Annotated in this window: 25 protein-coding genes; 12 read left to right on the forward strand and 13 right to left on the reverse strand. The window is 71.6% G+C overall.

Annotated features, from left to right (window positions below):
- Window positions 1-113: 113 nt before the first annotated feature.
- Window positions 114-968: a helix-turn-helix transcriptional regulator gene (locus tag LE548_RS12385; RefSeq protein ID WP_225096833.1), complete on the reverse strand. Its 855-nt coding sequence runs from the start codon at window positions 966-968 to the stop codon at window positions 114-116.
- Between the two features lie 119 nt (window positions 969-1,087).
- Here LE548_RS12385 and LE548_RS12390 point away from each other — a divergent pair, with 119 nt between their 5' ends.
- A complete protein-coding gene (locus LE548_RS12390) occupies window positions 1,088-1,942 on the forward strand; it encodes an NAD(P)-dependent oxidoreductase (RefSeq protein WP_225096834.1) in 855 nt (284 codons plus the stop codon).
- A gap of 180 nt (window positions 1,943-2,122) precedes the next feature.
- On the opposite strand, the gene LE548_RS12395 is transcribed toward LE548_RS12390, so the two are convergent.
- The 4 genes from LE548_RS12395 to LE548_RS12410 are packed head-to-tail and all read right to left on the reverse strand — an operon-like array spanning window position 2,123 to window position 6,127.
- Window positions 2,123-3,379 carry an MFS transporter gene (locus LE548_RS12395; RefSeq protein WP_225096835.1) on the reverse strand — a complete coding sequence of 419 codons (1,257 nt, stop codon included), beginning with the start codon at window positions 3,377-3,379 and terminating at the stop codon, window positions 2,123-2,125.
- Window positions 3,376-4,713, reverse strand: coding sequence for a GH1 family beta-glucosidase (locus LE548_RS12400; RefSeq protein WP_225096836.1), 1,338 nt, complete (start codon window positions 4,711-4,713; stop codon window positions 3,376-3,378). The genes LE548_RS12395 and LE548_RS12400 overlap by 4 nt, the downstream gene beginning before the upstream one ends.
- A 58-nt stretch (window positions 4,714-4,771) precedes the next feature.
- The gene (locus tag LE548_RS12405; RefSeq protein WP_225096837.1) at window positions 4,772-5,038 is read right to left on the reverse strand and encodes a protealysin inhibitor emfourin; all 267 of its coding nucleotides are present in this window, start codon (window positions 5,036-5,038) and stop codon (window positions 4,772-4,774) included.
- A gap of 21 nt (window positions 5,039-5,059) precedes the next feature.
- Window positions 5,060-6,127 carry a M4 family metallopeptidase gene (locus LE548_RS12410; RefSeq protein WP_225096838.1) on the reverse strand — a complete coding sequence of 356 codons (1,068 nt, stop codon included), beginning with the start codon at window positions 6,125-6,127 and terminating at the stop codon, window positions 5,060-5,062.
- 341 nt (window positions 6,128-6,468) lie between these two features.
- On the opposite strand from LE548_RS12410, the gene leuA reads away from it, so the two are divergent.
- A complete protein-coding gene (gene leuA, locus LE548_RS12415; RefSeq protein WP_225096839.1) occupies window positions 6,469-8,190 on the forward strand; it encodes a 2-isopropylmalate synthase in 1,722 nt (573 codons plus the stop codon).
- Window positions 8,191-8,374: 184 nt separating this feature from the next.
- The gene (locus LE548_RS12420) at window positions 8,375-9,061 is read left to right on the forward strand and encodes a TerB family tellurite resistance protein (protein ID WP_225096840.1); all 687 of its coding nucleotides are present in this window, start codon (window positions 8,375-8,377) and stop codon (window positions 9,059-9,061) included.
- Window positions 9,062-9,074: 13 nt separating this feature from the next.
- Here the strand turns inward: LE548_RS12420 and LE548_RS12425 are convergent, their stop codons facing one another.
- Entirely contained in the window at window positions 9,075-9,737 is a 663-nt protein-coding gene (locus tag LE548_RS12425; protein ID WP_225096841.1) for a response regulator transcription factor, read from the reverse strand.
- Entirely contained in the window at window positions 9,734-10,999 is a 1,266-nt protein-coding gene (locus LE548_RS12430) for a sensor histidine kinase (RefSeq protein WP_225096842.1), read from the reverse strand. Before LE548_RS12430 ends, LE548_RS12425 begins: the two co-directional genes overlap by 4 nt.
- 192 nt (window positions 11,000-11,191) lie before the next feature.
- Between LE548_RS12430 and LE548_RS12435 the strand changes: the two genes are divergently transcribed.
- From LE548_RS12435 to LE548_RS12445, 3 genes are read left to right on the forward strand one after another with little or no spacing between them, the layout of a single operon-like run.
- A complete protein-coding gene (locus LE548_RS12435) occupies window positions 11,192-12,283 on the forward strand; it encodes an ABC transporter permease (protein ID WP_225096843.1) in 1,092 nt (363 codons plus the stop codon).
- A complete protein-coding gene (locus tag LE548_RS12440) occupies window positions 12,280-12,963 on the forward strand; it encodes an ABC transporter ATP-binding protein (protein WP_225096844.1) in 684 nt (227 codons plus the stop codon). Before LE548_RS12435 ends, LE548_RS12440 begins: the two co-directional genes overlap by 4 nt.
- 42 nt (window positions 12,964-13,005) lie before the next feature.
- Window positions 13,006-14,172 carry an exo-alpha-sialidase gene (locus LE548_RS12445; RefSeq protein ID WP_225096845.1) on the forward strand — a complete coding sequence of 389 codons (1,167 nt, stop codon included), beginning with the start codon at window positions 13,006-13,008 and terminating at the stop codon, window positions 14,170-14,172.
- On the opposite strand, the gene LE548_RS12450 is transcribed toward LE548_RS12445, so the two are convergent.
- On the reverse strand, window positions 14,169-15,095 hold the full coding sequence (locus LE548_RS12450; protein WP_225096846.1) for a dihydrodipicolinate synthase family protein: 927 nt from the start codon (window positions 15,093-15,095) through the stop codon (window positions 14,169-14,171). The two genes, LE548_RS12445 and LE548_RS12450, sit on opposite strands and share 4 nt — an antisense overlap.
- Before the next feature lie 240 nt (window positions 15,096-15,335).
- On the opposite strand from LE548_RS12450, the gene recO reads away from it, so the two are divergent.
- The 3 genes from recO to LE548_RS12470 are packed head-to-tail and all read left to right on the forward strand — an operon-like array spanning window position 15,336 to window position 17,495.
- Window positions 15,336-16,082 (forward strand): DNA repair protein RecO, encoded by a 747-nt coding sequence (gene recO / locus LE548_RS12460; protein WP_225096847.1) that lies wholly within the window; start codon window positions 15,336-15,338, stop codon window positions 16,080-16,082.
- Window positions 16,083-16,100: 18 nt separating this feature from the next.
- On the forward strand, window positions 16,101-16,937 hold the full coding sequence (locus LE548_RS12465; RefSeq protein ID WP_225096848.1) for an isoprenyl transferase: 837 nt from the start codon (window positions 16,101-16,103) through the stop codon (window positions 16,935-16,937).
- A gap of 24 nt (window positions 16,938-16,961) precedes the next feature.
- Window positions 16,962-17,495 (forward strand): YcxB family protein, encoded by a 534-nt coding sequence (locus LE548_RS12470; RefSeq protein ID WP_225096849.1) that lies wholly within the window; start codon window positions 16,962-16,964, stop codon window positions 17,493-17,495.
- Between the two features lie 33 nt (window positions 17,496-17,528).
- On the opposite strand, the gene LE548_RS12475 is transcribed toward LE548_RS12470, so the two are convergent.
- From LE548_RS12475 to LE548_RS12490, 4 genes are all read right to left on the reverse strand, one after another.
- On the reverse strand, window positions 17,529-17,948 hold the full coding sequence (locus tag LE548_RS12475; protein ID WP_225096850.1) for a Fur family transcriptional regulator: 420 nt from the start codon (window positions 17,946-17,948) through the stop codon (window positions 17,529-17,531).
- A 63-nt stretch (window positions 17,949-18,011) separates the two neighbouring features.
- Window positions 18,012-18,950 carry a metal ABC transporter permease gene (locus LE548_RS12480; RefSeq protein ID WP_225096851.1) on the reverse strand — a complete coding sequence of 313 codons (939 nt, stop codon included), beginning with the start codon at window positions 18,948-18,950 and terminating at the stop codon, window positions 18,012-18,014.
- Window positions 18,950-19,720, reverse strand: a complete 771-nt coding sequence (locus LE548_RS12485) for a metal ABC transporter ATP-binding protein (protein WP_225096852.1) — start codon at window positions 19,718-19,720, stop codon at window positions 18,950-18,952. Before LE548_RS12485 ends, LE548_RS12480 begins: the two co-directional genes overlap by 1 nt.
- An 11-nt stretch (window positions 19,721-19,731) precedes the next feature.
- Complete coding sequence (locus LE548_RS12490) at window positions 19,732-20,691, reverse strand: metal ABC transporter substrate-binding protein (RefSeq protein WP_225096853.1); 960 nt, start codon at window positions 20,689-20,691, stop codon at window positions 19,732-19,734.
- 150 nt (window positions 20,692-20,841) lie between these two features.
- Here LE548_RS12490 and LE548_RS12495 point away from each other — a divergent pair, with 150 nt between their 5' ends.
- The 3 genes from LE548_RS12495 (at window position 20,842) to LE548_RS12505 (ending at window position 24,019) form a co-directional block, all read left to right on the forward strand.
- Complete coding sequence (locus LE548_RS12495; RefSeq protein ID WP_225096854.1) at window positions 20,842-22,224, forward strand: glycine--tRNA ligase; 1,383 nt, start codon at window positions 20,842-20,844, stop codon at window positions 22,222-22,224.
- Between the two features lie 135 nt (window positions 22,225-22,359).
- Window positions 22,360-23,382: an aldo/keto reductase gene (locus tag LE548_RS12500; RefSeq protein WP_225096855.1), complete on the forward strand. Its 1,023-nt coding sequence runs from the start codon at window positions 22,360-22,362 to the stop codon at window positions 23,380-23,382.
- Window positions 23,383-23,422: 40 nt separating this feature from the next.
- Complete coding sequence (locus LE548_RS12505) at window positions 23,423-24,019, forward strand: TetR/AcrR family transcriptional regulator (protein ID WP_225096856.1); 597 nt, start codon at window positions 23,423-23,425, stop codon at window positions 24,017-24,019.
- Here the strand turns inward: LE548_RS12505 and LE548_RS12510 are convergent.
- Window positions 24,000-24,476, reverse strand: a complete 477-nt coding sequence (locus LE548_RS12510) for a hypothetical protein (protein ID WP_225096857.1) — start codon at window positions 24,474-24,476, stop codon at window positions 24,000-24,002. The two genes, LE548_RS12505 and LE548_RS12510, sit on opposite strands and share 20 nt — an antisense overlap.
- Between the last annotated feature and the right edge of the window lie 36 nt (window positions 24,477-24,512).

A 24,512-nucleotide genomic window follows, 5' to 3' on the forward strand; every position in this document is an offset into this window, starting at 1 on the left:
CCTGCACGTGAAGGTGGCCAAGGACTGGCAGCGGGACCCCAAGCAGCTTCGCAAGCTGGGTTTCTGAGGGCGGGGGCTCCGTCCCCGGGCCCCGTTTCCCGCGTGGGGACTGCCTAGCCGACGGCCCCCTGGGGGGCCATGTCCTGCAACCCCACCACCCTCAGCAGCTGAAGCCGTTCGTGGGACTCCGTTCCCGGGCGGGCTGTGTGGACGATGAGGAGGTGGTGGTGTTCGTGGCTGAGCATGACCTCGCAGTCCAGTTCCAGGAGGCCCACCAGCGGGTGCTGGAAGCGCTTGGTCGCCCGGTTGCGCAGGGACACCTCGTGCTGGTCCCACAGGAGCGCGAACTCCTCGCTCGATGAACGGAGTTCGGCGACCAGCTCGGCCGGTTCCGGGTCGTCGGGGCGGGCCGCGGTCACCGCGCGCAGGTTGGCCACGTGGGAGCGCGCGTGCGGCTCGTGGTCCTCCGCCGGGAAGAGTGAACGCGCGGTCGGGTCCAGGAAGAAGCGGCGGATCAGGTTCCGTTCGTGCCGGGGGCGGGACATCACGTCGCCGACCAGCGCCTTGGCCATCGCGTTCTGGGCCAGGACCTCACCGCAGTCGTTCACCAGCTGCGCCGGAGTGTCGTACAGGCGGTCCAGGATCAGCAGCAGACCGGGCCGGACATGCGCCGACGCCGTCTCGCGGCGCGGCGGCTCCTCGCCGGCCAGGTGGAACAGGTGGTCGTGTTCGGCGTCGGTCAGGCGCAGCGCACGCGCCAGCGCCGTGAGCATCTGGCGGGACGGGCGCGGCCCCCGGGACTGTTCCAGCCGCGTGTAGTAGTCCACCGACATGCCCGCCAGCGCTGCCACCTCCTCCCGGCGCAGGCCCGGTGTGCGGCGGCGCGTGCCGGGCGTCAGGCCCACGTCCGACGGGGTCAGCCGGGCGCGGCCACGGCGCAGGAAGTCGGCGAGTTCGGCTCGGTTCACCTCTCCAGCGTGCGGCAGCCCGCCCGGCTTATCCAGGGACTGTCGATCCCCCGATCAGCAGGTCTCTCCCGGTCTCTCCCGCGTCGGCCGAGGCTGGTCACCGACGAGAGGAGCACATGATGCTGACATTGGTGACCGGGACGACGGGACAGGTCGGACGCCGCTTCGTGCCCAGGCTGCTGGCCCAGACCCGGCCGGGGGAGAGGGTCCGGGTGCTGGTGCGGGACGCGGCACGCGGGGAGCCGTTCGCGGAGCTGGGCGCCGAGGTCGTGGCGGGGGACCTGAGGGACGCGGAGGCGCTCGGCAAAGCGGTGGCCGGCGTGGACACCGTCCTGAACATCGCCGCGTCCTTCCGCGGGGTACCGGACGAGGAGGCCTGGGCCGTCAACCGGGACGCCGCGGTGGAGCTGGGCCGGGCCGCGCTGGCCTCCGGCGTGCAGCGCTTCGTGCAGGTCAGCACGGGACTGGTGTACGGGAAGGGACGGGGCCGCCCGGTGACCGAGGAGGACGAGAGCCGGCCCGGCGGCGCGATGTGGGGCGCCTACCCCGCGGCGAAGGCGGAGGCCGAACGGGCGCTGCTGGCCATGGACGGCATGGACGTGCGCGTCGCCCGGCTGCCCTTCGTCTACGGCGAGGGCGACCCGCACCTGCCCCAGTCGCTGCGGTGGGCCGCCGGCTGGGCGGCGACCCAGCGCCTGCACATGGGACACCACGCGGACGTCGCCCAGGGCCTGCTGCGCATCCTGCACGCGCCGGGCATCGCCGGCCGGATCTACAACATCGCCGACGACGCCCCCGTCACGGCGGTCGAACTGCACCAGCTCAACGGAGCCGAGGTCCCCGCCGCACTCCACGACCGCACCGACCCCGACCCGTGGCTCGGGATCATGTCCACCGAGCGGATTCGCCGGGAGCTGGGCTACCGGCCGGTGTACCCGTCGGTCTACGCGGCCCGGGATGCCGGGGCGCTCTAGTGCCGCAACAGGCAACGTTCGCCCCGTCGCGACGCCCTGCACGCTCCCCCAGAGGGGGTACCCCCACTCGCCGCACCGGCCGAAAGCCCAAGTACGTCCAGTACGAGGGCTTCCGGCCCGCACGCCGAGAGCACGCACCGGACGCCGCTCCTTGACGGGCAAACGTTGCCTGCCGCGGCACTAGTCCACGCCTCTGATCCGCCCCACCAGCACCGCCCCCGCCAGCCCGATCGCCGCCGCCACCAGGTACAGCACACGGTAGCCGCCCAGGTACGTCACGATCGGGGCGGCCAGCGCCGGGGCGGCCACCTGGGGCAGGGCGTTGGCCACGTTGATGACGCCCAGGTCCTTGCCCCGGTCCAGGGCCCTGGGCAGGACGTCCGTCATCAGCGCGAAGTCGACCGAGGTGAACACGCCGAAGCCGATCCCGAGGACCGCCGACGCGACGATCGCGCCCGGCCAGGTCTGCCACCCGGCCAGCGCCGCCGTCGCCACCGCCATCAGCACCCCGGACCAGACGACGAACGGCTTGCGCCGGCCCACCCGGTCCGACCACACCCCGCCCGCCACGACGGTCGCCATCAGCGTCAGGCTGTTGACGGCCGTCAGGATCAGCACCCCCTGGCCGGGGTCGTGGTAGTGGAGGCGGTCGCGCAGGTAGTACAGGAGGTACAGCAGCACCAGCGCGTTGCTGAGGTTCATCAGGAACCGGGTCAGCCACGCCCAGCCCAGGTCCGGATACCGGCGCGGGCTCAGCCAGAAGCCCGCCAGAAACGCCCGCCAGGACCACGGCGGGCGGTCGGCGGCGGACAGCCGCAGATCCGGGTACCGCAGCACGTACGGCAGCACCCCGGCCACCGTGCACACCGCGCACGCCGCATACCCGGCGCCGATCCCGCCGGCCGCCGTCGCGAGGCCGGTGCCGCCGACCACGCCCAGGATCTGCGCCGCCCCCAACCAGCCGCCCACCGCGCCCCGTTGGAGCCTGGGCACCCGGTCCGGCACCGCCGCCGTCACCGCCGCGAACGCCGCGTTCAGCGTGAGCTGCACCAGACACCAGCCCGCCGCCATGGACCACACCCCGCCCGCCCGCGCGAGCAGCAGCAGGGACAGCGCGCCGCCCGCCGTCCCGGCCACGATCCACGGCGTACGGCGGCCCCGGCGGGACGTCGTACGGTCCGAAAGGGCGCCGACGACCGGGTTCGCCGCCAGCGACACCGCCGCACCGGCCCCTGTCACCCAGGCCAGCATCGTCTCCTTCGACATCCCGGAGCCGGGCGCGAAATTCTTGGCCTGGGAGGCGAGCAGGATCTGCAGCGGGCCGAACCAGCCCACCCAGATCGCCCCGTTGGCCAGCGACAGCGCTGCCGTCCAGCCCCGGCCGACCCGTTCGACCGGTTCCGCGAGGGCGTCGGCCGAAGCGCCGGCCGTGGTCATCTCTGGGCCCGGAGCATGTCCCGGAACCAGTGGTAGGAGGCCTTCGGGGTGCGCTCCAGGGTGCTGTAGTCCACGTGCACCAGACCGAAGCGGCGCGCGTAGCCCTCCGCCCACTCGAAGTTGTCCATCAGGGACCACACGAAGTAGCCGCGCACGTCCACCCCGGACTCCAGCGCCGTGTGCAGGGCGCGGAGGTGGGCGTCCAGGTAGGCGATGCGGTCCTGGTCGTCGAGGCCCTCGTACGAGCAGCCGTTCTCGGTGATGACGATCGGCGGGAGCTTCGCGCCGTAGCGCTCGCGGAAGCCGGTCAGCAGTTCCGTCAGCCCCTCCGGGACCACCGGCCAGCCGAAGTCGGTGGTCGGGCGGCCCTCGATCTCCCGTACGGAGAAGGGGAGTTCGGCGGGGAGGGTCAGGCCGCCGTACTCGCTGTCGGTGCCGCCGGGCGCGCCCACCCGGGTCGGCGCGTAGTAGTTGATCCCGTACCAGTCGACCGGCTCCGCGATGACCTTGAGGTCGGCTGAGACGTCGTCCCCCGGCATCAACTCGCCCATCCCCTCCGGGTATGCGCCGAGGATGACCGGTTCGGCGAACAGGCGGTTGAGCAGGACGTCGTAGAAGCCGGCCGCCTCCATGTCCGCCGGTTCGCCGGAGGCGGGCCAGGTGGGGCCGTGGGAGTTGGCGATGCCGATGTCGGCCGCTCCGGCCGCGCGCAGGGCTCGTACCGCGAGTCCGTGGGCGAGGAGCTGGTGGTGGGCGACCGGGAGGGCGTCGAAGAGGAGCTGCTTGCCGGGCGCGTGGGCGCCCAGGGCGTGTCCCAGCAGTGTGTGTTCCGCCGGCTCGTTGAGGGTGATCCACTTCTTCACCCGGTCACCGAGGCGCTCGGCCACCACGCTCACATGGTCGGCGAACCGGGCCGCCGTGTCCCGGTCGAGCCAGTCCAGGGAGGCGGGCAGATCCCAGTGGAAGAGGGTGGGCACGGGCTGTACGCCCGCCGCGCACAGCTCGTCCACCAGGCGGTCGTAGAAGTCCAGCCCGCCGGGGGAGTTCACCCGGGGCCAGGAGATCGAGAAGCGGTACGCGTCCACGCCGAGGCCGGCGAGGAGGGCCACGTCCTCCCGGTAGCGGTGGTAGTGGTCGCAGGCCACCGCCGCCGTCGAGCCGTCCTTCACCCGTCCCGGCTCGGCCGTGAAGACGTCCCACACGGAACGCTCGCGTTCGTCGGCCGCCCCCTCGATCTGATGGGCGGAGGTCGAGACACCCCACAGGAAGCCGTCCGGGAAGCGGGGTACCGGGGGCACCGGGGATATCGGATCGCCTGCGTCGTCAGTCGCCATGGCCGGGATCATCCTTACCCCCGGTAACGGAAGTCAATGCCCCGGCGTGAAACGCCGGCTACGCCCCTTCCTTCAGCACCAGCGTCACCAACTCCCGCTGCTCCTGCGTGAGTCGGGGGTCGGCCGCGTACACCGTGCGGCCGTCGACGGTGATCTCGTAGGCGAAGCCGTCCGGGACGCCCGGCGGCGGGGTGCCCTGGCCGGCGGCGAGGACGCGTTCGGCCAGGGCCTGCAGGGACAGGGCGTCGGGCCGGCCCGAGGTGTCCACCTCGGCCCGGCGCTCGATCCCCGCGAAACCGCCCGTGCGCCGTACTTGGATACGCATGGGTCCCTGTCTAGTACGGAACTACGACGTCCGCACCCCGACCTGTGCCCACGCCTTCTGTACGGCGTCGACCTCGGCCCCGGCGCCGTACCGCTGCTGAGCCGCCTTCAGCGTCAGTGTGCCGAACGCGGCGAAGTCCGCGTCCGACGCCAGCTCGCCGCCGGTGAGCACGTCGTACCAGATCTGCCCGGCCTTCTCCCAGGCGTGCCCGCCGATGGCGGAGGCCACCAGGTAGAAGGCGTGGTTCGGGATGCCGGAGTTGGTGTGCACGCCGCCGTTGTCGCGGTTGGTGTGCACGTAGTGCGCCATGGTCGCGGGCTGCGGGTCCTTGCCGAGCCGGGGGTCGTCGTACGCCGTGCCCGGGGCCTTCATCGAGCGTAGCGCGGTGCCGTGGACACCCGGCGCGAGCAGGCCCTGGCCGATCAGCCAGTCGGCCTGGTCGGCGGTCTGGCCGAGCGAGTACTGCTTGATGAGGGAGCCGAAGACGTCGGAGACCGACTCGTTGAGCGCGCCGGACTGGCCGTAGTACTCCAGGTTCGCGGTGTACTGCGTGACGCCGTGGGTGAGTTCGTGGCCGATGACGTCGACGGAGGAGGTGAAGTCGGTGAAGATCTGGCCGTCGCCGTCCCCGAAGACCATCTGCTCGCCGTTCCAGAAGGCGTTGTCGTAGTTGGTCTCGTAGTGCACGGACGCGTTCAGCGGCAGCCCGTTGCCGTCGATGGAGTTCCGCTCGTACGCCTTCAGGTACAGCTCGAAGGTCGCGCCGAGGCCGGCGTAGGCGCGGTTGACACTGGCGTCCTGGACCGGGTCGTGGCCCTCCGCGCGGACCTCGGTGCCGGGCAGGTCGCTGCCGTGCTGGGCGTCGTAGATCGTGCGCTTCGGCTGGCTCGTGGCGGGCGCCGCGGCGGCGACGGCGGCCTGGGTGCGGACCGCGGTGACGCGGCGGCGGGTGCGCAGCGAGGAGTCGTGTTGCAGGGTGCGCAGCGCGGAGTCGGAGAGCGCCGAGTCCTCGTGCTGGGCGAGCCGGTCGAGGATGTGCGGCGGCACGATCGTGCAGAAGACGGGCTTCAAGCCCCCGTTGCTGGTCATGGCTCAGCACCATGGCACTGCGTGATGCCAGTGTCACTACCCGCAACCGTGATTGGTGAAATACGGTGACAATACGGTGATGCTTCGCCTGCGTACCGTAGTCACAGTGGTATGGTGCACTTTTTGTCCCTTTTGCTCCCGCGGTCCCGCATACTGATACAGGCCCTCGTGTCCGGCGCGGCTCGGCTAGGCTGCGGAGCATCATGCGTTTCGGGCTGCTTCTTCTTAGCTGCCGCGGTGAGGGCCTGTAGTCAAAGGCCGACTCCCTCCCCGCGGAGCTCTGGCGTTGCGTCGTCGGCCGTCCACTCGGATATCCGGACATCCTGAGGAGCCCACGCATCATGGCCAACCGCCAGCAGCCCAGCACCATGCCGATCCACAAGTACGGCCGCTACGAGCAGGTCGACATCCCGGACCGCACCTGGCCGGAGCAGCGCATCACCGTCGCCCCCCGCTGGCTCTCCACCGACCTGCGTGACGGCAACCAGGCCCTGATCGACCCGATGTCGCCCGAGCGCAAGCGCCGGATGTTCGACCAGCTGGTCAAGATGGGCTACAAGGAGATCGAGGTCGGCTTCCCCGCCTCCGGCCAGACCGACTTCGACTTCGTGCGCTCGATCATCGAGGAAGAGGGCGCGATCCCCGAGGACGTGACGATCTCCGTCCTGACCCAGGCCCGCGAGGACCTGATCGAGCGGACCGTGGAGTCCCTGAAGGGCGCCCGCCGCGCCACCGTCCACCTCTACAACGCCACCGCGCCCGTCTTCCGGCGCGTGGTCTTCCGCGGCTCCAAGGACGACATCAAGCAGATCGCCGTCGACGGCACCCGCCTGGTGATGGAGTACGCCGAGAAGCTGCTGGGCCCGGAGACCGAGTTCGGCTACCAGTACAGCCCCGAGATCTTCACCGACACCGAGCTGGACTTCGCCCTGGAGGTCTGCGAGGCGGTCATGGACGTCTGGCAGCCCGGCCCGGGCCGCGAGATCATCCTCAACCTGCCCGCCACGGTGGAGCGTTCGACGCCGTCGACGCACGCGGACCGCTTCGAGTGGATGAGCCGCAACATCTCCCGCCGCGAGCACGTCTGCATCTCCGTCCACCCGCACAACGACCGCGGTACGGCCGTGGCGGCGGCCGAGCTGGCGCTGATGGCCGGCGCCGACCGCGTCGAGGGCTGCCTGTTCGGGCAGGGCGAGCGCACCGGCAACGTCGACCTGGTCACCCTGGGCATGAACCTGTTCTCCCAGGGCGTCGACCCGCAGATCGACTTCTCCGACATCGACGAGATCCGTCGTACGTGGGAGTACTGCAACCAGATGGAGGTCCACCCGCGCCACCCGTACGTGGGCGACCTGGTCTACACGTCCTTCTCCGGCTCCCACCAGGACGCCATCAAGAAGGGCTTCGACGCCATGGAGGCCGAGGCCAAGGCCAAGGGCGTCACGGTCGACGACATCGAGTGGGCGGTGCCGTACCTGCCGATCGACCCCAAGGACGTCGGCCGCTCCTACGAGGCCGTCATCCGCGTCAACTCGCAGTCCGGCAAGGGCGGCATCTCCTACGTCCTGAAGAACGACCACAAGCTGGACCTGCCGCGCCGGATGCAGATCGAGTTCTCGAAGCTCATCCAGGCGAAGACGGACGCCGAGGGCGGCGAGATCACGCCGAAGGAGATCTGGGCGGTCTTCCAGGACGAGTACCTGCCGAACCCGGACAACCCGTGGGGCCGCATCCAGGTCAAGACGGGCCAGTCGACCACGGACACGGACGGCGTCGACACCCTGACCGTCGAGGCCACCGTCGACGGCGAGGACACCGTCCTGTCCGGCTCCGGCAACGGTCCGATCTCGGCCTTCTTCGACGCCCTGGAGTCCATCGGCGTCGACGTACGCCTGCTGGACTACCAGGAGCACACGATGAGCGAGGGCGCCTCCGCGCAGGCCGCCTCCTACATCGAATGCGCGATCGACGGCAAGGTCCTGTGGGGGATCGGCATCGACGCGAACACGACGCGTGCGTCGCTGAAGGCGGTCGTCTCGGCCGTCAACCGCGCGGCCCGCTGACCACTCTGACCGGGAGTTTCGGGGCCCCGACCGCTGTATACGGCGGCCGGGGCCCCGCCCGTTTTCAGCCATGGGGCCGGGCAGGTCACAGAAAGGTCTCTTCCGGGGTACTGACTCAGCCTCCGTGATGTGGCTAACATCACGCCAGCGCTGCGATGTTGCCGCGCGGTTACGGAGGTGCGACGTGCTGCCACTACGGGGACGAAACGGCCGGGCCCTGCGTCTTCTGGGTGCGCGCACCGCATGGACCCCGGTCGGGGACGGCGAGTTCTACTGCCCCGGCTGCGGAGGGGACCGCAACTACCAACGGCTCACCGGCCGCCGCCGGCTCACCCTGCTCGGGCTGCCCCTGCTGCCGCGCGGCACGGCCGGACCGGTCGTGGAATGCGCGGCCTGCCGCCGGCACTACGGCACCGACGTCCTCGACCACCCCACCACCCGCCGCTTCTCCGCGATGCTCCGTGACGCCGTGCACACCGTCGCCCTCGCCGTGCTCGCCGCGGGCGGCACCAGTTCCCGTACGGCCCTGGAGACCGCCGCCGCCACGGTCCGCGCGGCCGGCTTCGACGACTGCACCGAGGAGCAGCTGGCCGCGCTGGTCGAGGCCCTCGCCGCCGACACCGGCCGGGTCTTCGAGCAGGCGTACGGCGCCGGCCTGACGATAGAGCTGCACGAGGCCCTGGACCCGCTCGCCCCGCACCTCGCCCCCGCCGGCCGCGAGTCCCTCCTCCTCCAGGCCGCCCGCATCGCCCTCGCCGACGGCCCCTACACGCCCGCCGAACGGGACGCGCTCACCACGGTCGGCGCGGCCCTGACGATCTGCGCCGACGACGTCACCCGCCTGCTGGCGGCTGCCCGCACCCCCTCCTGACGCCTGAGACCGGTCAGCGGCGGATGAGCCCGAGGTCGCCGGCGGCGGCCACGGCGGCGGTACGGGAGTCGACGCCGAGCTTGGCGTAGACGCGGGCCAGGTGGGACTTGACGGTGCCCTCGGTGAGGTGGAGCCGGCGGCCGACGGCCTGGTTGGACAGCCCCTCGGCGACCAGGGCGAGGACCTCGGTCTCACGCCGGGTCAGCGAGGTGCCCGGGGTGCGCAGTCGGCTCATGAGCCGGTCCGCGACCGCGGGCGCCAGGGCGGTGCGCCCGCCGGCCGCCGAACGCACGGCCGCGGCCAGCTCCTCCGGAGGGGCGTCCTTGAGCAGGTAACCGGTCGCGCCCGCCTCGATCGCCGGAAGGGTGTCGGCGTCGGAGTCGTAGGTCGTGACGATCACCACCCGGGGCGCGTCCGGCCGTGCGGTGATCGCGGCGGTCGCCTCCGCGCCACCCATCCCCTTGCCGAACCGCAGGTCCATCAGCACGACATCGACGTCCCCCTCGGCGGCCCGGTCGACGGCCTCCTCAGCGGTCGCGGCCTCGGCCACGACCACCAGCCCCGGCTCGGTCTCCAGCACGGCCCGCAACCCGGCGCGTACGACGGGGTGGTCGTCGGCGAGGAGAAGGCGGACGGGGTGGTCGAGACGGCCGGGGTGGTCGGGGTGGTCGGTCACGGGTGGGCCTTCGTGTGGGTGGGCAGGGGGGACGGGGTACCGGTGGGGGCGGGCGGGGGCTCGGTCCCTTCGGGCGCGGGGAGCGGGAGGCGGGCCGTCAGGGTGGTGCCGTGGCCGGGGGCCGAGTCGATGGTCAGGGTGCCGTTCAGGGCGCGGAGGCGGGCCTCCATGGCGGTCAGGCCGAAGCTGCCCGTCTCGGGGTCGGGCACCGGCAGTCGGACGGGGTCGAAACCCGCGCCGTCGTCGGTGACCGTGAGGGTGATCCCGTCGTCGCGTCGGGCGAGGGTGACCTCCACGGTCGTAGCACGCGCGTGGCGCACGGTATTGGCCAGCGCGGACTGGGCGACGCGCAGCAGGGCGACCTCCTGCGCGGTCGGCAGGGCGGCCGGGTCACCGCTGAGACGGAAGCGGGCCCTGAGGCGGTGGCGGGTCCCGGTGGTGCTGCACAGCCGCTCCAGCGCGTCCGGCAGGCTGCTGCCCTCCAGAGCCGGCGGAGCGAGGGCGGCGACGAAGCGGCGGGCCTCGGCAAGGCTGTCGACCGCGGCCTGGCGGGCCTGGCCGACATGGCGCGCGGCGTTCTCCGCCGTGTCGGGCAAGGTGCGTTCGGCCGCGCGCAGCAGCAGCTGGATGCTGGACAGACCCTGCGCGAGCGTGTCGTGGATCTCGCGGGCCAGTCGCTCGCGTTCGGCCAGCACCCCCGCCGTGTGCTGGGCCTCGGCCAGGTCGGCGCGGGTGGCGGTGAGTTCCTCGATCAGACGCCGGCGCCGTTCGCTCTCCCGGTACAGCGCCTGGTATCCCCGCACCACCGCGACCGCGACGGCGGCCCCGAGCGCCGGCCCGATCACCATGGCCGCGCCGAACGCACCCTGATGGGCGGCGAACGCGACCACCGCCGCGCACGCGGTCGCGGCCACGGCGGCCGGACCCGCCCGGCGGGGCAGCAGATGGAGCTGGAGGAAGTACAGCGGGAAGGCTACCCACACCCCGTCGGCGGACAGCGCCAGCAGCACCAGCCACACCGCGCCCACGGCGGCCAGCCACCAGGCGGCGGCCCGCCGGCCGCTCCGGACCCGGGGCAGCAGCGGCCCCGCCGCGTACACCAGCCCGCACCCGGCCGCCACGGCGACGGTCGCCCCGGCATACGGCAGGGAACCGGTCACCGCCCGTACGGCGGCCAGCGCGAGCAGGCCGACGACCAGCAGGTGCAGGCACCAGGACAGGGCCCGGGTGGTCGGGGTGAGGGCGGGGGAGGCGGTGCTCACGGTTCGGCCGGCGTTGTTCACAGTCCCTCCAGAGTAGGGAAACGACGCGCCGGCCGGCCTCTGCCGAAAGTTGCAATGCGGGCGCCGCCCTTCGATCCGCGAAGTGCCCTCCGCCGCCAGATGCCCGAGCGGGGTGCGGGCGGCGACGGTGGGGGCACACCACATCCACCTCCGCAGAGAGCAGTCGCCGCCGTGTTCGTCGCCTGGAGAGACCTGAGGTTCGCCAAGGGCCGCTTCGCCCTGATGGGAACCGTCATCACCCTGATCACCCTGCTGGTCGGGCTGCTGTCCGGACTCACCGCCGGTCTGGGCCGGCAGAGCATCTCCGCGATCACCGGCCTGCCCGCCGACCGGATCGCCTTCGCCGCCCCCGGCACGGGGCAGAGCCTGTCGTACACCGACTCCACCGTCACCGCCCGCCAGTGGGAACAGTGGGCCGAGGTGCCCGGCGTCACCCGCGCCGAACCGCTCGGGATCACCACCACCAAGGCCACCGCCGGCGACCGGAGCACCGCGGTCTCCGCCTTCGGCGTCCGGCCCGGCTCCCGCCTGTCCCCCGACGGCGGCGCGATCCACGAGGCCACGGCGGTGCTGTCCACCGCCGCCGCCCACGGCCTCGGCGGCCTCACGCCGGGGGACACCCTCACCCTGGCCGGCCGGAAGCTGACCGTGGCCGCCGTGGCCGGCGACGCCTCCTTCAGCCACACCCCCGTGATCTGGACCAGCCTCACCGCATGGCGGCAGGCGGCACCGCCCGGCGGTGCGGGCGAGGGGCCGACGGCGACCGTGATCGCCCTGAACACGACGGCCGGCGCGGATGTCACCGCCGCCGACCGGACCATCGGCACCCGGACCGTCACCAAGGACGGCTCGCTGTCCGCGATCGGCTCCTACACCTCCGAGAACGGCTCCCTGCAACTGATGCGCGGCTTCCTGTTCGCCATCTCCGCGCTCGTCGTCGGCGCCTTCTTCACCGTCTGGACCATCCAGCGCAGCGGTGACATCGCCGTGCTCAAGGCGCTCGGCGCCTCCACCGCGCACCTGCTGAAGGACGCCCTCGGCCAGGCCGCCGTCCTGCTCGTCGGCGGCACCCTGCTCGGCACCGGCATCGCCGCCGCGCTCGGCGCCTTCGCCGTGGGGAACGCGGTGCCGTTCCTCCTCACCCCCGCCACCGTCCTCGCCCCCGCCGCCGTGACGATCCTGCTCGGCACGCTCGGGGCCGCCCTGTCCGTCCGCCGCATCACCTCCGTGGACCCGCTGACCGCCCTGGGGGGCGCCCGATGAGCCTCAACCTGTCCGAGATCACCCTGACCTACCCCGACGGCGAGGACCGCCTGACCGCCCTCGACCGGGTCAGCCTCGACGTGCCCCGGGGCACCCTGACCGCCGTGGCCGGCCCCTCCGGCTCGGGCAAGTCCAGCCTTCTCGCCGTCGCCGCCACCCTCGTCACCCCCGACGCCGGCATGGTCACCGTCGACGGTGTCACCACGACCGGCCTGAGCCGCGCGGAACTGGCCGAGCTGCGCCGCCACACCATCGGCATCGTCTTCCAGCAGCCCCATCTGCTGCCCTCGCTCACCGCGGCCGAGCAACTGCAGCTCATGGCCGCGATCGACGGGCGCGCACCGGGCAAGGCCCGCGCCCGGGCCCTGGAGCTGCTCGACGCGGTGGGCCTGGCCGCGCAGGCCGGACGGCGGCCCCACCAGCTCTCCGGCGGCCAGCGCCAGCGGGTCGGCATCGCCCGCGCCCTGATGAACGACCCCGCCCTCCTCCTGGTCGACGAGCCCACCAGCGCCCTCGACCACGAACGCGGCGCCGCCGTCGTCGACCTGCTCACCCGCCTGACCCATGAGCGGGCCACCGCGACCGTCCTGGTCACCCACGACCGCACCCATCTCACCGCGGCCGACCGGATCGCGGAGGTCCACGACGGCCGCCTCCGCCTGCCCACGACGGCCCCCTGACGGAGTAGGCGAACCCCGGCGAATCCGGGCAGCCATCACGGTGTGACCCCGCTCCACCGCACCCTCCTCGCCGCCCTGTCCCTCCTCACCGCCCCCCTGACCCCCCAGGTGACCCCGGCCCACGCGGCCCCCGGCTGTGTCGCCTCCGTGCCGTACGTCTCCGGCCGGGGCGGCTATCACACGTACCGGATCCCCGCGCTCGTCCGCACCCGGCGCGGCACGGTGCTGGCGTTCGCCGAGGGACGGCGGAACGGCGCCGGGGACTCGGGCGACATCGATGTGGTCCTGCGCCGGTCGGCTGACGGCGGCTGCACCTGGGGCCCGCTGACCGTCGTCGCCGCCGGGCACGGCGACACCCGGGGCAACCCGGCGCCGGTCGTGGACCCGCGCACCGGCGCCGTCGTGCTCGTCACCTGCGGCAACAGCGGCAAGGCGACGGAGCGCCAGATCAGCCGTGGCGAGGCCGACCGCAGGGTGTACGTGCAGCGCAGCCGGGACGACGGCCGCCGCTTCTCGCCCCCGGAGGACATCACGGCCCAGGTGAAGCGGCCCGGCTGGCGCTGGTACGCCACCGGACCCGGCCACGCGGTGGCCCTCACCCGGGGCCCGCACCACGGCCGCCTCCTCGTCCCCGCGAACCACTCCGTCGCCCCGCCCGCCGGCTCCTCCGGCGCCGGCCCCCGGTACGACGGCGGCCACGCGCTCTACAGCGACGACGGCGGCGGCACCTGGCACCTGGGCTTCGTGTCGGCCACCACCGGCGGAGTGACCAACGTCAACGAGACGACGGCCACCCAACTCCCCGACGGGGGGCTCTACTTCAACGCCCGCCACCAGTACGGCACCGCCCCCGGCCACCGCCTGGACGCCTACTCCGGGGACGGCGGCCGGTCCCTCGACCGCCCCTACACGGTCCAGCCGACCCTGAACGACGTGCCCGTGGTCCAGGGCAGCGTCCTCCAACTCCACGGCCCTAACGCCCCGTTGCTCTTCTCGGCCCCCTCCGTGCCGACCGCCCGCCGGGCCCTGGCGCTCTGGTCGAGCACGGACGCCGGCCACACCTTCACCAGGCTGCGCACCCTCACGGACCGCCCCGCCGCCTACTCCGACCTGGTCCAACTGGGCCCCGCCACGGTCGGCGTCCTGTACGAGACGGGCACCGCGCACAGCTACGACACCCTGGAGTTCCGCAGACTCACCCTGCCCTAGAGAAGCCCGGCCGCCGCCAGGAACTTGCCGACCTTCTCGGTCTCCTCGCCGGACAGCGGCACCTGCGGCTCGGCCGTCACCGGGCAGCCGATGATCCCGCGCAGGTGCAGTGCCGCCTTGAACGCGCCCAGCGCCGAGGAACCCCCGCCCATCCGCGCCGGATCACCGGCCCGGACCATCCCGAACAGCGCGCACAGCCGCTCCTGTTCGGCCCGCGCCCCCGCCCAGTCACCCGCTCGGCACAGGCGGTAGAGGCGGACGTAGCCGTGCGGGTCGACGTTGCCCAGCCCCGGCACGCACCCGTCCGCGCCCAGCGCCAGTGACGCGTCCACGATCAGCTCGGAGCCGGTCAGCACACTGAACCCGGGATGCGCACGGGCCCCGGTGACGACCTCCCGGAAGGCGCCCAGGTCCCCGCTGGAGTCCTTGAGCCCGGCCAGCACCCCGTCGGCAGCCAGGCCCAGCACCAGGTCGGCGGGGAGCTTGGTGTGCACGGCCATCGGGATGTCGTAGGCGATGACCGGCACCGGGCTCGCGGCGGCGATCCGGCGGTAGTGGTGGACGATCTCCGAGCGGTGGGTGCGGGTGTAGAAGGGCGCGGTGACGACCACCGCCTCCGCGCCGGCCGCCGTCACCGCCGTGACGTGCTCCAGGACGCGGGGCGTGGTCATGTCGATGGCCCCCGCGAGGACCGGCAGCTGGCCGCCGATGTGCCCGGTCACCGCCTCCACCACCAGTCTGCGCTGCCGGTCCGTCAGAAACGCCGCCTCCGAGGTGGACCCGAGCAGGAACAGCCCGTGCACCCCGCCGTCCACGAGATGGTCGACCAGCCTGAGCAGCGAGGGCACATCCACCTCGCGGTCCGGCGTCAGGGGCGTGCAGACGGGCGGGACGACACCGGTGAGCGGGGCGGGGAACGTCATCAGGGCTCCTGAAGCAGGCTCTGGCGCAGACTCTGTCGGGCCGGATCGTGGACTGATCCTCCTCCACAGGATGGTGGCAGCGGTAGCGGTGTCCAGGGCATGACGCGGCCGACAAGCCCGGCATCGACCCGCCGCACACCGCGTCCGCTTTCCGGCAGCGGCAGCGGCTGCGGAAGGGAAGGCCGGTGGTTTTCACTCGGACGGGCAGTGCAGCGGTTCCCGTGCGCGAGAATGGACGGCATGAGTCTGTTCCGCGACGACGGCATCGTGCTGCGCACCCAGAAGCTGGGTGAGGCGGACCGGATCATCACCATCCTCACGCGCGGTCACGGCCGGGTACGGGCCGTGGCGCGCGGGGTGCGGCGGACCAAGTCGAAGTTCGGCGCGCGGCTGGAGCCGTTCTCCCACGTCGACGTGCAGTTCTTCGCGCGCGGCAGCGAGCTGGTCGGGCGCGGGCTGCCGTTGTGCACGCAGAGTGAGACCATCGCCGCGTACGGTGCCGGGATCGTGACCGACTACGCGCGGTACACCGCCGGCACCGCCATGCTGGAGACCGCCGAGCGGTTCACCGACCACGAGGGCGAGCCCGCCGTACAGCAGTATCTGCTGCTCGTCGGCGGCCTGCGGACGCTCGCCCGGGGCGAGCACGCGCCCCATCTCGTCCTCGACGCGTTTCTGCTGCGCTCCCTCGCCGTCAACGGGTACGCGCCCAGCTTCGGCGCCTGCGCGAAGTGCGGTATGCCCGGTCCCAACCGGTTCTTCTCCGTGGCCTCCGGCGGCTCCGTCTGCGTCGACTGCCGGGTGCCCGGTAGCGTCGTACCCTCGCCGCAGACTCTGGTACTCCTCGGCGCTCTGCTTACGGGAGACTGGGAGACGGCCGACGCGTGCGAGGCGCGGTACGTCCGGGAGGGCAGCGGGCTGGTGTCCGCCTACCTGCACTGGCATCTGGAGCGCGGGCTGCGGTCGCTCAGGTACGTCGAGAAGTAAGAGGGAGACGAGAAGCACATGGTCGTACGCGGGATCCTGGGGCGCCAGCGCCGCGAGTACAAGGCGCCGGAGCCGCACCCGTCGGGTGCCCGTGCGCCGAAGCTCCCCGGCGAGCTGGTGCCGAACCACGTGGCCATCGTCATGGACGGCAACGGGCGGTGGGCGAAGGAGCGGGGGCTGCCCAGGACCGAGGGGCACAAGGTCGGTGCCGAGCGCGTGCTGGACGTGCTCCAGGGATCGATCGAGGTCGGCGTCCGCAACATCTCCCTGTACGCCTTCTCCACCGAGAACTGGAAGCGCTCGCCCGACGAGGTCCGCTTCCTGATGAACTTCAACCGCGACTTCATCCGCAAGACGCGGGACCAGCTCGACGAACTCGGCATCCGGGTGCGCTGGGTGGGCCGTATGCCCAAGCTGTGGAAGTCGGTCGCCAAGGAACTCCAGGTGGCCCAGGAGCAGACCAAGGACAATGATCTGCTCACCCTGTACTTCTGCATGAACTACGGCGGCCGGGCCGAACTCGCCGACGCCGCCAAGGCGATGGCCGAGGACGTGAAGGCGGGCCGGCTCGACCCGGCCAAGGTCAGCGAGAAGACCATCCAGAAGTACCTGTACTACCCCGACATGCCGGACGTGGACCTCTTCCTGCGGCCCAGCGGCGAGCAGCGCACCTCCAACTACCTGCTCTGGCAGAGCGCGTACGCCGAGATGGTCTTCCAGCACGTGCTGTGGCCGGACTTCGACCGACGTGACCTGTGGCGGGCCTGCATCGAGTTCGCCTCCCGCGACCGGCGCTTCGGCGGGGCGATCCCGAACGAGGAGCTGCTGGCCATAGAGGGCCACCAGCAGGCCTGAGCACTGCCGGTACGATCCCGCCTCATGGTCATGGACATGGGGCGGGAGGCCGTCCAGGAGGCGGTGGAGCTGACGTACCGGCACGAGGTGCGGGACTTCGCGTCGGCGGTGCGGGCGCGCCGGAAGGTCAGCAGGTCGGCCAGGCTGATGAGGGGGACGATGGGACTGGCGTTCGCCGCCTTCGCGTTGATCACCGCTGCCGGACTGGCCGCCGGCCGGGTGGACCCGTTTGCGTTGATCCTCATGTGCTACTTCGGCGTCGGGCTCCCCTTGGTACCCCGGCTACAGGCGCGCAGTCTGGCCCGGGTGGCCGACCTGATCGGGCCGTGCCGTGCGACGGTGACGGACGCCGGGGTGACGATCCGCGCGGAGCACACCACGGTCGTCCACGGCTGGGGCGCCCGGCCGGTGTACCGGGAGACCCCTGAGGCGTTCGTCCTGTTCAGCGGTGACCGCAACGCGCGCTGTCTGACCCTGCTGCCCAAGCGCGGGCTGGCCGATCCGGCGGACGCCGACCGGCTGCGGGCGGTCCTGGACCGGCACAGCGCCTGCGCCTGAGCGGCCGCCAGTTCGCCTGGGCCTGAGCGGCCGTCAGTTCGCCTGGGCCGCCGCGCAGTCGGCGCAGGTGCCGAAGATCTCCACTGTGTGCGCCACATTGACGTAGCCGTGCTCGGCGGCGATCGCCTCGGCCCACTTCTCCACGGCCGGACCCTCCACCTCCACCGCCTTGCCGCAGGCGCGGCACACGAGGTGGTGGTGGTGTTCGCCGGTGGAGCAGCGGCGGTACACGGACTCGCCGTCGGAGGTGCGCAGGACGTCGACCTCGCCGGCGTCGGCGAGGGACTGCAGCGTGCGGTACACCGTGGTCAGCCCGACCGAGTCGCCCTTGTGCTTGAGCATGTCGTGCAGTTCCTGCGCGCTGCGGAACTCGTCGACCTCGTTCAGGCACGCCGCCACGGCTGCACGCTGCCGGGTCGCGCGGCCCTTCACGGGCGGTCCAGCGGTCGTCACCGTCGTCTCCTCACGTCTCGCTTCTGCCCGGGCGGCCATTGTGCCAGCCCGGACTGACAGCGGTCAGACGCCGACCTCGTCCCCGGCGCCTCTCGCACCCGGAACGGCACCGGGAATCGCGCCCGGAACCGTGGCCGGGATCGTGCACTCCGCCGGGTCCCCGGCGGGTCCGGCGAGGGCCGCCGCGCGGGCGCGTCGCCGGGCCAGCGGGGTGGCCAGCGCGGTCAGCGCGATGAACGCGGCGATGGTCAGCAGGACGATCGTCGCACCGGGCGGCACATCCTGGTAGTACGAGGTGATCGTGCCGCTGACGGTCACGGCGATCCCGATCGCGACGGCGATCACGAACGTGGCGGTGAAGCTGCGGGTGAGCTGCTGGGCCGCCGCCACCGGCACGACCATCAGCGCGGACACCAGCAGCAGGCCGACCACGCGCATGGCGACGGTCACCGTCACCGCCGCCGTGACCGCCGTCAGCAGGTTCAGCGCGCGCACCGGCAGACCCGTGACCCGGGCGAACTCCTCGTCCTGGCTCACCGCGAACAGCTGGCGGCGCAGGCCGAGGGTGACCAGCACCACGAACGCGGCCAGCAGACAGATCGAGACGACGTCCGACTGCGACACCGTCGACAACGAGCCGAACAGGTACGACGTGAGGTTCGCGTTGGAGCCGCCGGGCGCGAGGTTGATGAACATCACGCCGCCGGCCATGCCGCCGTAGAAGAGCATCGCGAGGGCGATGTCGCCGCGCGTCCTGCCGTACCAGCGGATCAGTTCCATCAGGACCGCGCCGAGGACGGACACGGCCGTCGCCATCCACACCGGGGAGGTGGAGAGCAGGAAGCCGAGGCCGACGCCCGTCATGGCCACGTGCCCGATGCCGTCGCCCATCAGGGCCTGACGGCGCTGGACCAGGTAGATGCCGACGGCGGGGGCGGTGATGCCGACCAGGACGGCGGCGAGCAGCGCCCGCTGCATGAAGGCGTAGTTCAGGAAGTCCATCAGCTCAGCAGCCCCGTCCGCAGGGATTCGGAACCCGCCGGTGCGTGCGGGTGTACGTGGTCGTGGCCCGGCAGCGCATGCTGGCCCACGGCCTGCGGCGGCGGGCCGTCGTGCAGCACGCAGCCGTCCCTGAGGACGACCGCCCGGTCGATCAGGGGCTCCAGCGGGCCCAGCTCGTGCAGCACGAGCAGGACCGTCGTACCGGCCGCGACCTGGTCCTTCAGTGTCCGGGCGAGGATCTCCTGGCTGGCCAGGTCGACGCCCGCCATCGGTTCGTCCATGATCAGCAGCTCGGGCTCGGCGACCAGGGCGCGGGCGATCAGCACGCGCTGGTGCTGGCCACCGGAGAGGGCGTTCACCGAGTCCTTCGCCCGGTCGGCCATGCCGACCAGCTCCAGGGCCCGCCGCACGGCCTCCCGGTCGGCCTTGCGGAAGACGCCGAAGCGGGTGCGGGACAGCCGGCCCGAGGAGACGATCTCGGTGACCGTCGCCGGGACCCCGCCCGCGGCCGTCGTGCGCTGCGGTACGTAGCCCACGCGCGCCCACTGGCGGAAGGCGCGGCGCGGGGTGCCGAACAGCTCGATCGTGCCGCCGCTCGTCGGCACCTGGCCGATGATCGTGCGGATCGCGGTGGACTTGCCGGAGCCGTTGGCGCCGAGCAGCGCGACGACCTCGCCGCGGCCGACGGTGAGGTCGATGCCGCGCAGCACGGGGCGTGCGCCGAGTTCGGCGGTGACCCGGCGCAGGGCTATGACGGGCTCACTGGTCATCTGGTCCCCTGTCATTTCGCGCCCAGCGCCTGCTGGAGGGCCTTGAGGTTGGCTTCCTGGACGGAGAAGTAGTCCTTGCCGCGGGACTTGGCGGTGATGCCCTCGATCGGGTCCAGTACGTCGGTCTTCAGGCCCGCGTCACCCGCGATGGTCTTGGCGGTCTTGTCGCTGACGAGCGTCTCGTAGAAGACGGTGCTGACGCCGTCGGCCTTGGCCATCGTCTCCAGGTCCTTGACCCGGGCGGCGCTGGGCTCCGACTCGGGGTCGAGGCCGTTGATGGCCTCCTCGGTCAGGCCGTAGCGCTCGGCGAGGTAGCCGAAGGCGGCGTGGGTGGTGATGAAGACCTTGTTCTTCGTGTGGGCCAGGCCGTCCTTGAACTGCTGGTCCAGGTCGTTCAGCCGCTTCACCAGGGCCGCGGTGTTCTTCTTGTAGTCGGCCGCGTTCTTGGGGTCCGCCTTCTCGAAGGCGGCGCCGACGCCCTGGGCGACCTGGGCGTAGCGGACCGGGTCGAGCCAGAGGTGCGGGTCCTTGCCGCCGGACTCCGCGCCGGTGTGGGTGTCGTGCGCGGCCGCGTGTCCGCCGACCTCGTTGCCGTGCTCCTCCAGCGTGGTCAGGGAGGCCGCGTCGATCTTGGTCTTGACCGGGGACTGGGCCACCGCGTCGTCGACGGAGGGCTGGAGGTTCTTCAGGTACAGGACCGCGTCGGAGTCCTGGAGCTGCGCGATCTGCTTCGGGCTGATCTCCAGGTCGTGGGGTTCCTGGCCGGGGGAGGTGAGACTGGTGACGTGGACGTGCCCGCCGCCGATCTGCTCGGCCAGGAAGGCCATGGGATAGAAGGACGCGACGACGTCGAACGTGCCGTTGCCCGCCGCGTTCGCCTTGTCGCCGGAGCAGGCGGTGAGAGTGCCGAGGCCGAGGGCGGTCACGGCGGTGATCGCGGCGGCGGGTATGAGGCGTCGTCGTACGTTCATGACAGTCATTTTCAACAAATATGGAAACCGTTGTCAACAAAGCTGCTGAGCGGTACCGATTTGGTTGAGGGGGAGTCCCCGCCGGTACCCTGAATCATTCGCTGGAAGCATCTCGCTTCAACGCCCGTCGTCGTTAATGAAGAGAGCACCGTGGCCGCCGACAAGATCGACACCATCGTCAGCCTGAGCAAGCGCCGTGGCTTCGTTTTCCCGTGCAGTGAGATCTACGGCGGACAGCGTGCCGCCTGGGACTACGGACCGCTGGGTGTCGAGCTCAAGGAGAACATCAAGCGCCAGTGGTGGCGCTACATGGTGACGTCGCGCGAGGACGTGGTCGGTATCGACTCGTCCGTCATCCTGGCCTCCGAGGTCTGGGTCGCCTCCGGCCACGTCGCCACCTTCACGGACCCGCTGACCGAGTGCACCGCGTGTCACAAGCGGTTCCGCGCGGACCACCTGGAAGAGGCGTACGAGGAGAAGAAGGGCCACGCCCCGGCGAACGGCCTCGCCGACATCAACTGCCCGAACTGCGGCAACAAGGGCCAGTTCACCGAGCCCAAGCAGTTCTCGGGTCTGCTGTCGACGCACCTCGGCCCGACCCAGGACACCGGCTCGGTCGCGTACCTGCGCCCCGAGACCGCCCAGGGTATCTTCACCAACTTCGCCCAGGTGCAGACCACTTCGCGCCGCAAGCCGCCGTTCGGCATCGCGCAGATGGGCAAGTCCTTCCGCAACGAGATCACGCCCGGCAACTTCATCTTCCGCACCCGCGAGTTCGAGCAGATGGAGATGGAATTCTTCGTCAAGCCGGGCGAGGACGAGCAGTGGCAGGAATACTGGATGGAGCAGCGCTGGAACTGGTACCGCGGCCTGGGTCTCCGTGAGGAGAACATGCGCTGGTACGAGCACCCCAAGGAGAAGCTCTCCCACTACTCCAAGCGCACCGCCGACATCGAGTACCGCTTCCAGTTCGGCGGCAGCGAGTGGGGCGAGCTGGAGGGTGTCGCCAACCGCACCGACTACGACCTCAGCGCTCACTCCAAGGCCTCCGGCCAGGACCTCTCCTACTTCGACCAGGAGGCCGGCGAGCGCTGGACGCCGTACGTCATCGAGCCGGCGGCGGGTGTCGGCCGGACGATGCTGGCGTTCCTGCTCGACGCCTACGTCGAGGACGAGGCGCCGAACGCCAAGGGCAAGATGGAGAAGCGTACGGTGCTGCGCCTGGACCACCGCCTGGCCCCGGTGAAGGTCGCGGTCCTGCCGCTGTCCCGCAACCCGGAGCTGTCCCCGAAGGCCAAGGGTCTCGCCCAGGCACTCCGTCAGAACTGGAACATCGAGTTCGACGACGCCGGCGCCATCGGCCGCCGTTACCGCCGCCAGGACGAGATCGGTACGCCGTACTGCGTGACCGTCGACTTCGACACGCTTGAGGACAACGCCGTCACCGTGCGTGAGCGTGACTCGATGAAGCAGGAGCGCGTGTCGCTGGACCAGATCGAGGGCTACCTCGCCCAGCGCCTCATCGGCGCCTAGTCCGCCTAGTCACACCGCACCGGAAGCCGGGCGAGCTGAATCCGTTCAGCTCGCCCGGCTTTTGTGTGCCCTGCGGATGACAAAGTTGGAGTGACAGATATTGAAATCTGTCAGTCGTCATGGCAAGGTGAAGGCATGACGATGCGAACCCGAAACCTCGGCACCACCGGTCCTGCCGTCTCCGCCCTCGGCCTCGGCTGCATGGGCATGTCCGCGCTGTACGGCGACGCCGACCGCGCGGAGTCGATCGCGACCATCCACGCCGCCCTGGAGGCGGGCATCACGCTCCTCGACACCGGCGACTTCTACGCCATGGGGCACAACGAGATGCTGATCGGCGAGGCCCTGCGCAGCGCCCCGGCCGCCCTGCGCGAGAAGGCGCTGACCAGCGTGAAGTTCGGTGCCCTGCGCGACCCGGAGGGCAACTGGATCGGCTACGACGGCCGCCCGGCCGCCGTGAAGAACTTCGCCGCCTACTCCCTGCAGCGCCTCGGCGTCGACCACATCGACGTCTACCGGATCGCCCGCCTCGACCCGGACGTCCCCATCGAGGAGACCGTCGGCGCGATCGCGGAACTGATCGAGAAGGGGTACGTCCGGCACATCGGCCTCAGCGAGGTCGGCGCCGACACCATCCGCCGGGCCGCCGCCACCGCCCCGATCGCCGACCTGCAGATCGAGTACTCGCTGATCAGCCGGGGCATCGAGCAGGAGATCCTGCCGACCGTCCGCGAGCTGGGCATCGGGATCACGGCGTACGGCGTGCTCTCCCGCGGCCTGATCTCCGGCCACTTCACCCAGGACCGGCAGCTGGCCGCGAACGACTTCCGCGCCCACTCGCCCCGCTTCCAGGGCGAGAACCTCCAGCACAACCTGAACCTGGTCGAGGCCCTGCGCAAGATCGCCGAGCAGAAGGGTGCGACGGTCGCCCAGACCGCCATCGCCTGGGTGCTGGCCCAGAGCCCTCGGCACGACACGGACATCGTGCCGCTCGTCGGCGCCCGTACCCGCGAGCGGCTGAGCGAATCGCTCGGCGCGCTGGACGTCACCCTGGACGCGGCCGACCTGGCGGCGATCGAGGAGGCCGTACCGGCGGACGCGGCGGCCGGGGACCGCTACCCGACCGCGCAGATGGCCATGCTCGACAGCGAGCGCTGAGCGGACAAGCGGGTGCCGACCATGACGTACGGTCTATGACATGGCACCGACCAGCGAGACCCTGACCGCCGAGCGCATCCTCGAAGCCACCGAGGAGGTGCTGCGCCGTCACGGCCCGGCCAAGGCCACGGTGGTCGACGTGGCCCGCGCGCTCGGCGTCAGCCATGGCAGTGTCTACCGGCACTTCCGCACCAAGGCGGCGCTGCGCGAGGCGGTCACCAAGCGCTGGCTGGACCGGACGTCCGAGAGGCTCGCCGGGATCGTGGAGACCGGCGGGAGTCCGGAGGAGCGGCTGCGGGCGTGGCTCGCGGCGCTGTTCGAGGCCAAGCGGCACAAGGCGGGTGACGACCCCGAGCTGTTCGCGACGTACACGGTGCTGGCGGACGAGAACGGCGCGGCGGTCGGCGAGCACATCGCCGACCTGACCGGACAGCTGACCCGGATCATCACGGCAGGGGCCGGGTCGGGCACCTTCGAGGTGTCCGACCCGGCCGCCGCGGCTCGTGCCGTCTTCCAGGCCACCGGCCGTTTCCATGACCCCTGTTACGCCCGGGAGTGGATCCGCCCCGGCGTGGACGAGGAGTTCACGGCCGTCGTGGACCTGCTGCTGAGGGGACTCAGCTCACCGTCACCGTGACGGTGTTCGAGATGACCTTGCCGACCTTGCCGGCCCTGGTCAGGCTCGCTACCCGCACCGTCTCGGTGCCCTTGGTCGTGAACTTGGTGGAGATGGCGAACGAACTGCCCGTCTTCACCTTGCCGGTGGCGCCGAGGGCGGTCCACTTGCCGTTCTTCAGGTGCTGGAGCAGCAGCGGAGAGCCGACCTTCAGGCCCTTGGTGCGGCCGCGGAACACCACGGTCTGTCCGGCCTTCGCCGAGGTCGGCCTCGCCGTGAGGCTGATCGAAGCCGCCGTGGACGTCGGCATGGGCACGGGCTTGTGCGTCGCGGTCATCGTCGGCGACGCGGTCGTCGTGGGCGTGGGACTCGGCTTGGCGTCCGCGGCGAGGGCTCCGGCCGTACCGGTCGACAGCAGCGCGGCGGACAGGGTGCCGGCTGCGAGCGCTCGGGCGCGACGGCTCCGGGTGAAGCTCATGTGGGTCTCCTGTTGGTGGGAGTTCCCCCCTGGTCG

Source organism: Streptomyces sp. CoH27, from assembly GCF_020181035.1.
Taxonomy (GTDB): Bacteria; Actinomycetota; Actinomycetes; order Streptomycetales; family Streptomycetaceae; genus Streptomyces; species Streptomyces camelliae.

What these genes read in the sequence shown, in the direction of transcription:
- LE548_RS12500 (WP_225096855.1), top strand. Translation starts at nt 22,360, where the DNA reads ATGACGATGCGAACCCGAAACCTCGGCACCACCGGTCCTGCCGTCTCC.
- LE548_RS12465 (WP_225096848.1), top strand. Translation starts at nt 16,101, where the DNA reads ATGGTCGTACGCGGGATCCTGGGGCGCCAGCGCCGCGAGTACAAGGCG.
- recO (WP_225096847.1), top strand. Translation starts at nt 15,336, where the DNA reads ATGAGTCTGTTCCGCGACGACGGCATCGTGCTGCGCACCCAGAAGCTG.
- LE548_RS12400 (WP_225096836.1), bottom strand. Translation starts at nt 4,713, where the DNA reads ATGGCGACTGACGACGCAGGCGATCCGATATCCCCGGTGCCCCCGGTA.
- LE548_RS12490 (WP_225096853.1), bottom strand. Translation starts at nt 20,691, where the DNA reads ATGAACGTACGACGACGCCTCATACCCGCCGCCGCGATCACCGCCGTG.
- LE548_RS12395 (WP_225096835.1), bottom strand. Translation starts at nt 3,379, where the DNA reads ATGACCACGGCCGGCGCTTCGGCCGACGCCCTCGCGGAACCGGTCGAA.
- LE548_RS12485 (WP_225096852.1), bottom strand. Translation starts at nt 19,720, where the DNA reads ATGACCAGTGAGCCCGTCATAGCCCTGCGCCGGGTCACCGCCGAACTC.
- leuA (WP_225096839.1), top strand. Translation starts at nt 6,469, where the DNA reads ATGGCCAACCGCCAGCAGCCCAGCACCATGCCGATCCACAAGTACGGC.
- LE548_RS12390 (WP_225096834.1), top strand. Translation starts at nt 1,088, where the DNA reads ATGCTGACATTGGTGACCGGGACGACGGGACAGGTCGGACGCCGCTTC.
- LE548_RS12405 (WP_225096837.1), bottom strand. Translation starts at nt 5,038, where the DNA reads ATGCGTATCCAAGTACGGCGCACGGGCGGTTTCGCGGGGATCGAGCGC.
- LE548_RS12440 (WP_225096844.1), top strand. Translation starts at nt 12,280, where the DNA reads ATGAGCCTCAACCTGTCCGAGATCACCCTGACCTACCCCGACGGCGAG.
- LE548_RS12510 (WP_225096857.1), bottom strand. Translation starts at nt 24,476, where the DNA reads ATGAGCTTCACCCGGAGCCGTCGCGCCCGAGCGCTCGCAGCCGGCACC.
- LE548_RS12505 (WP_225096856.1), top strand. Translation starts at nt 23,423, where the DNA reads ATGGCACCGACCAGCGAGACCCTGACCGCCGAGCGCATCCTCGAAGCC.
- LE548_RS12450 (WP_225096846.1), bottom strand. Translation starts at nt 15,095, where the DNA reads ATGACGTTCCCCGCCCCGCTCACCGGTGTCGTCCCGCCCGTCTGCACG.
- LE548_RS12470 (WP_225096849.1), top strand. Translation starts at nt 16,962, where the DNA reads ATGGTCATGGACATGGGGCGGGAGGCCGTCCAGGAGGCGGTGGAGCTG.
- LE548_RS12480 (WP_225096851.1), bottom strand. Translation starts at nt 18,950, where the DNA reads ATGGACTTCCTGAACTACGCCTTCATGCAGCGGGCGCTGCTCGCCGCC.
- LE548_RS12410 (WP_225096838.1), bottom strand. Translation starts at nt 6,127, where the DNA reads ATGACCAGCAACGGGGGCTTGAAGCCCGTCTTCTGCACGATCGTGCCG.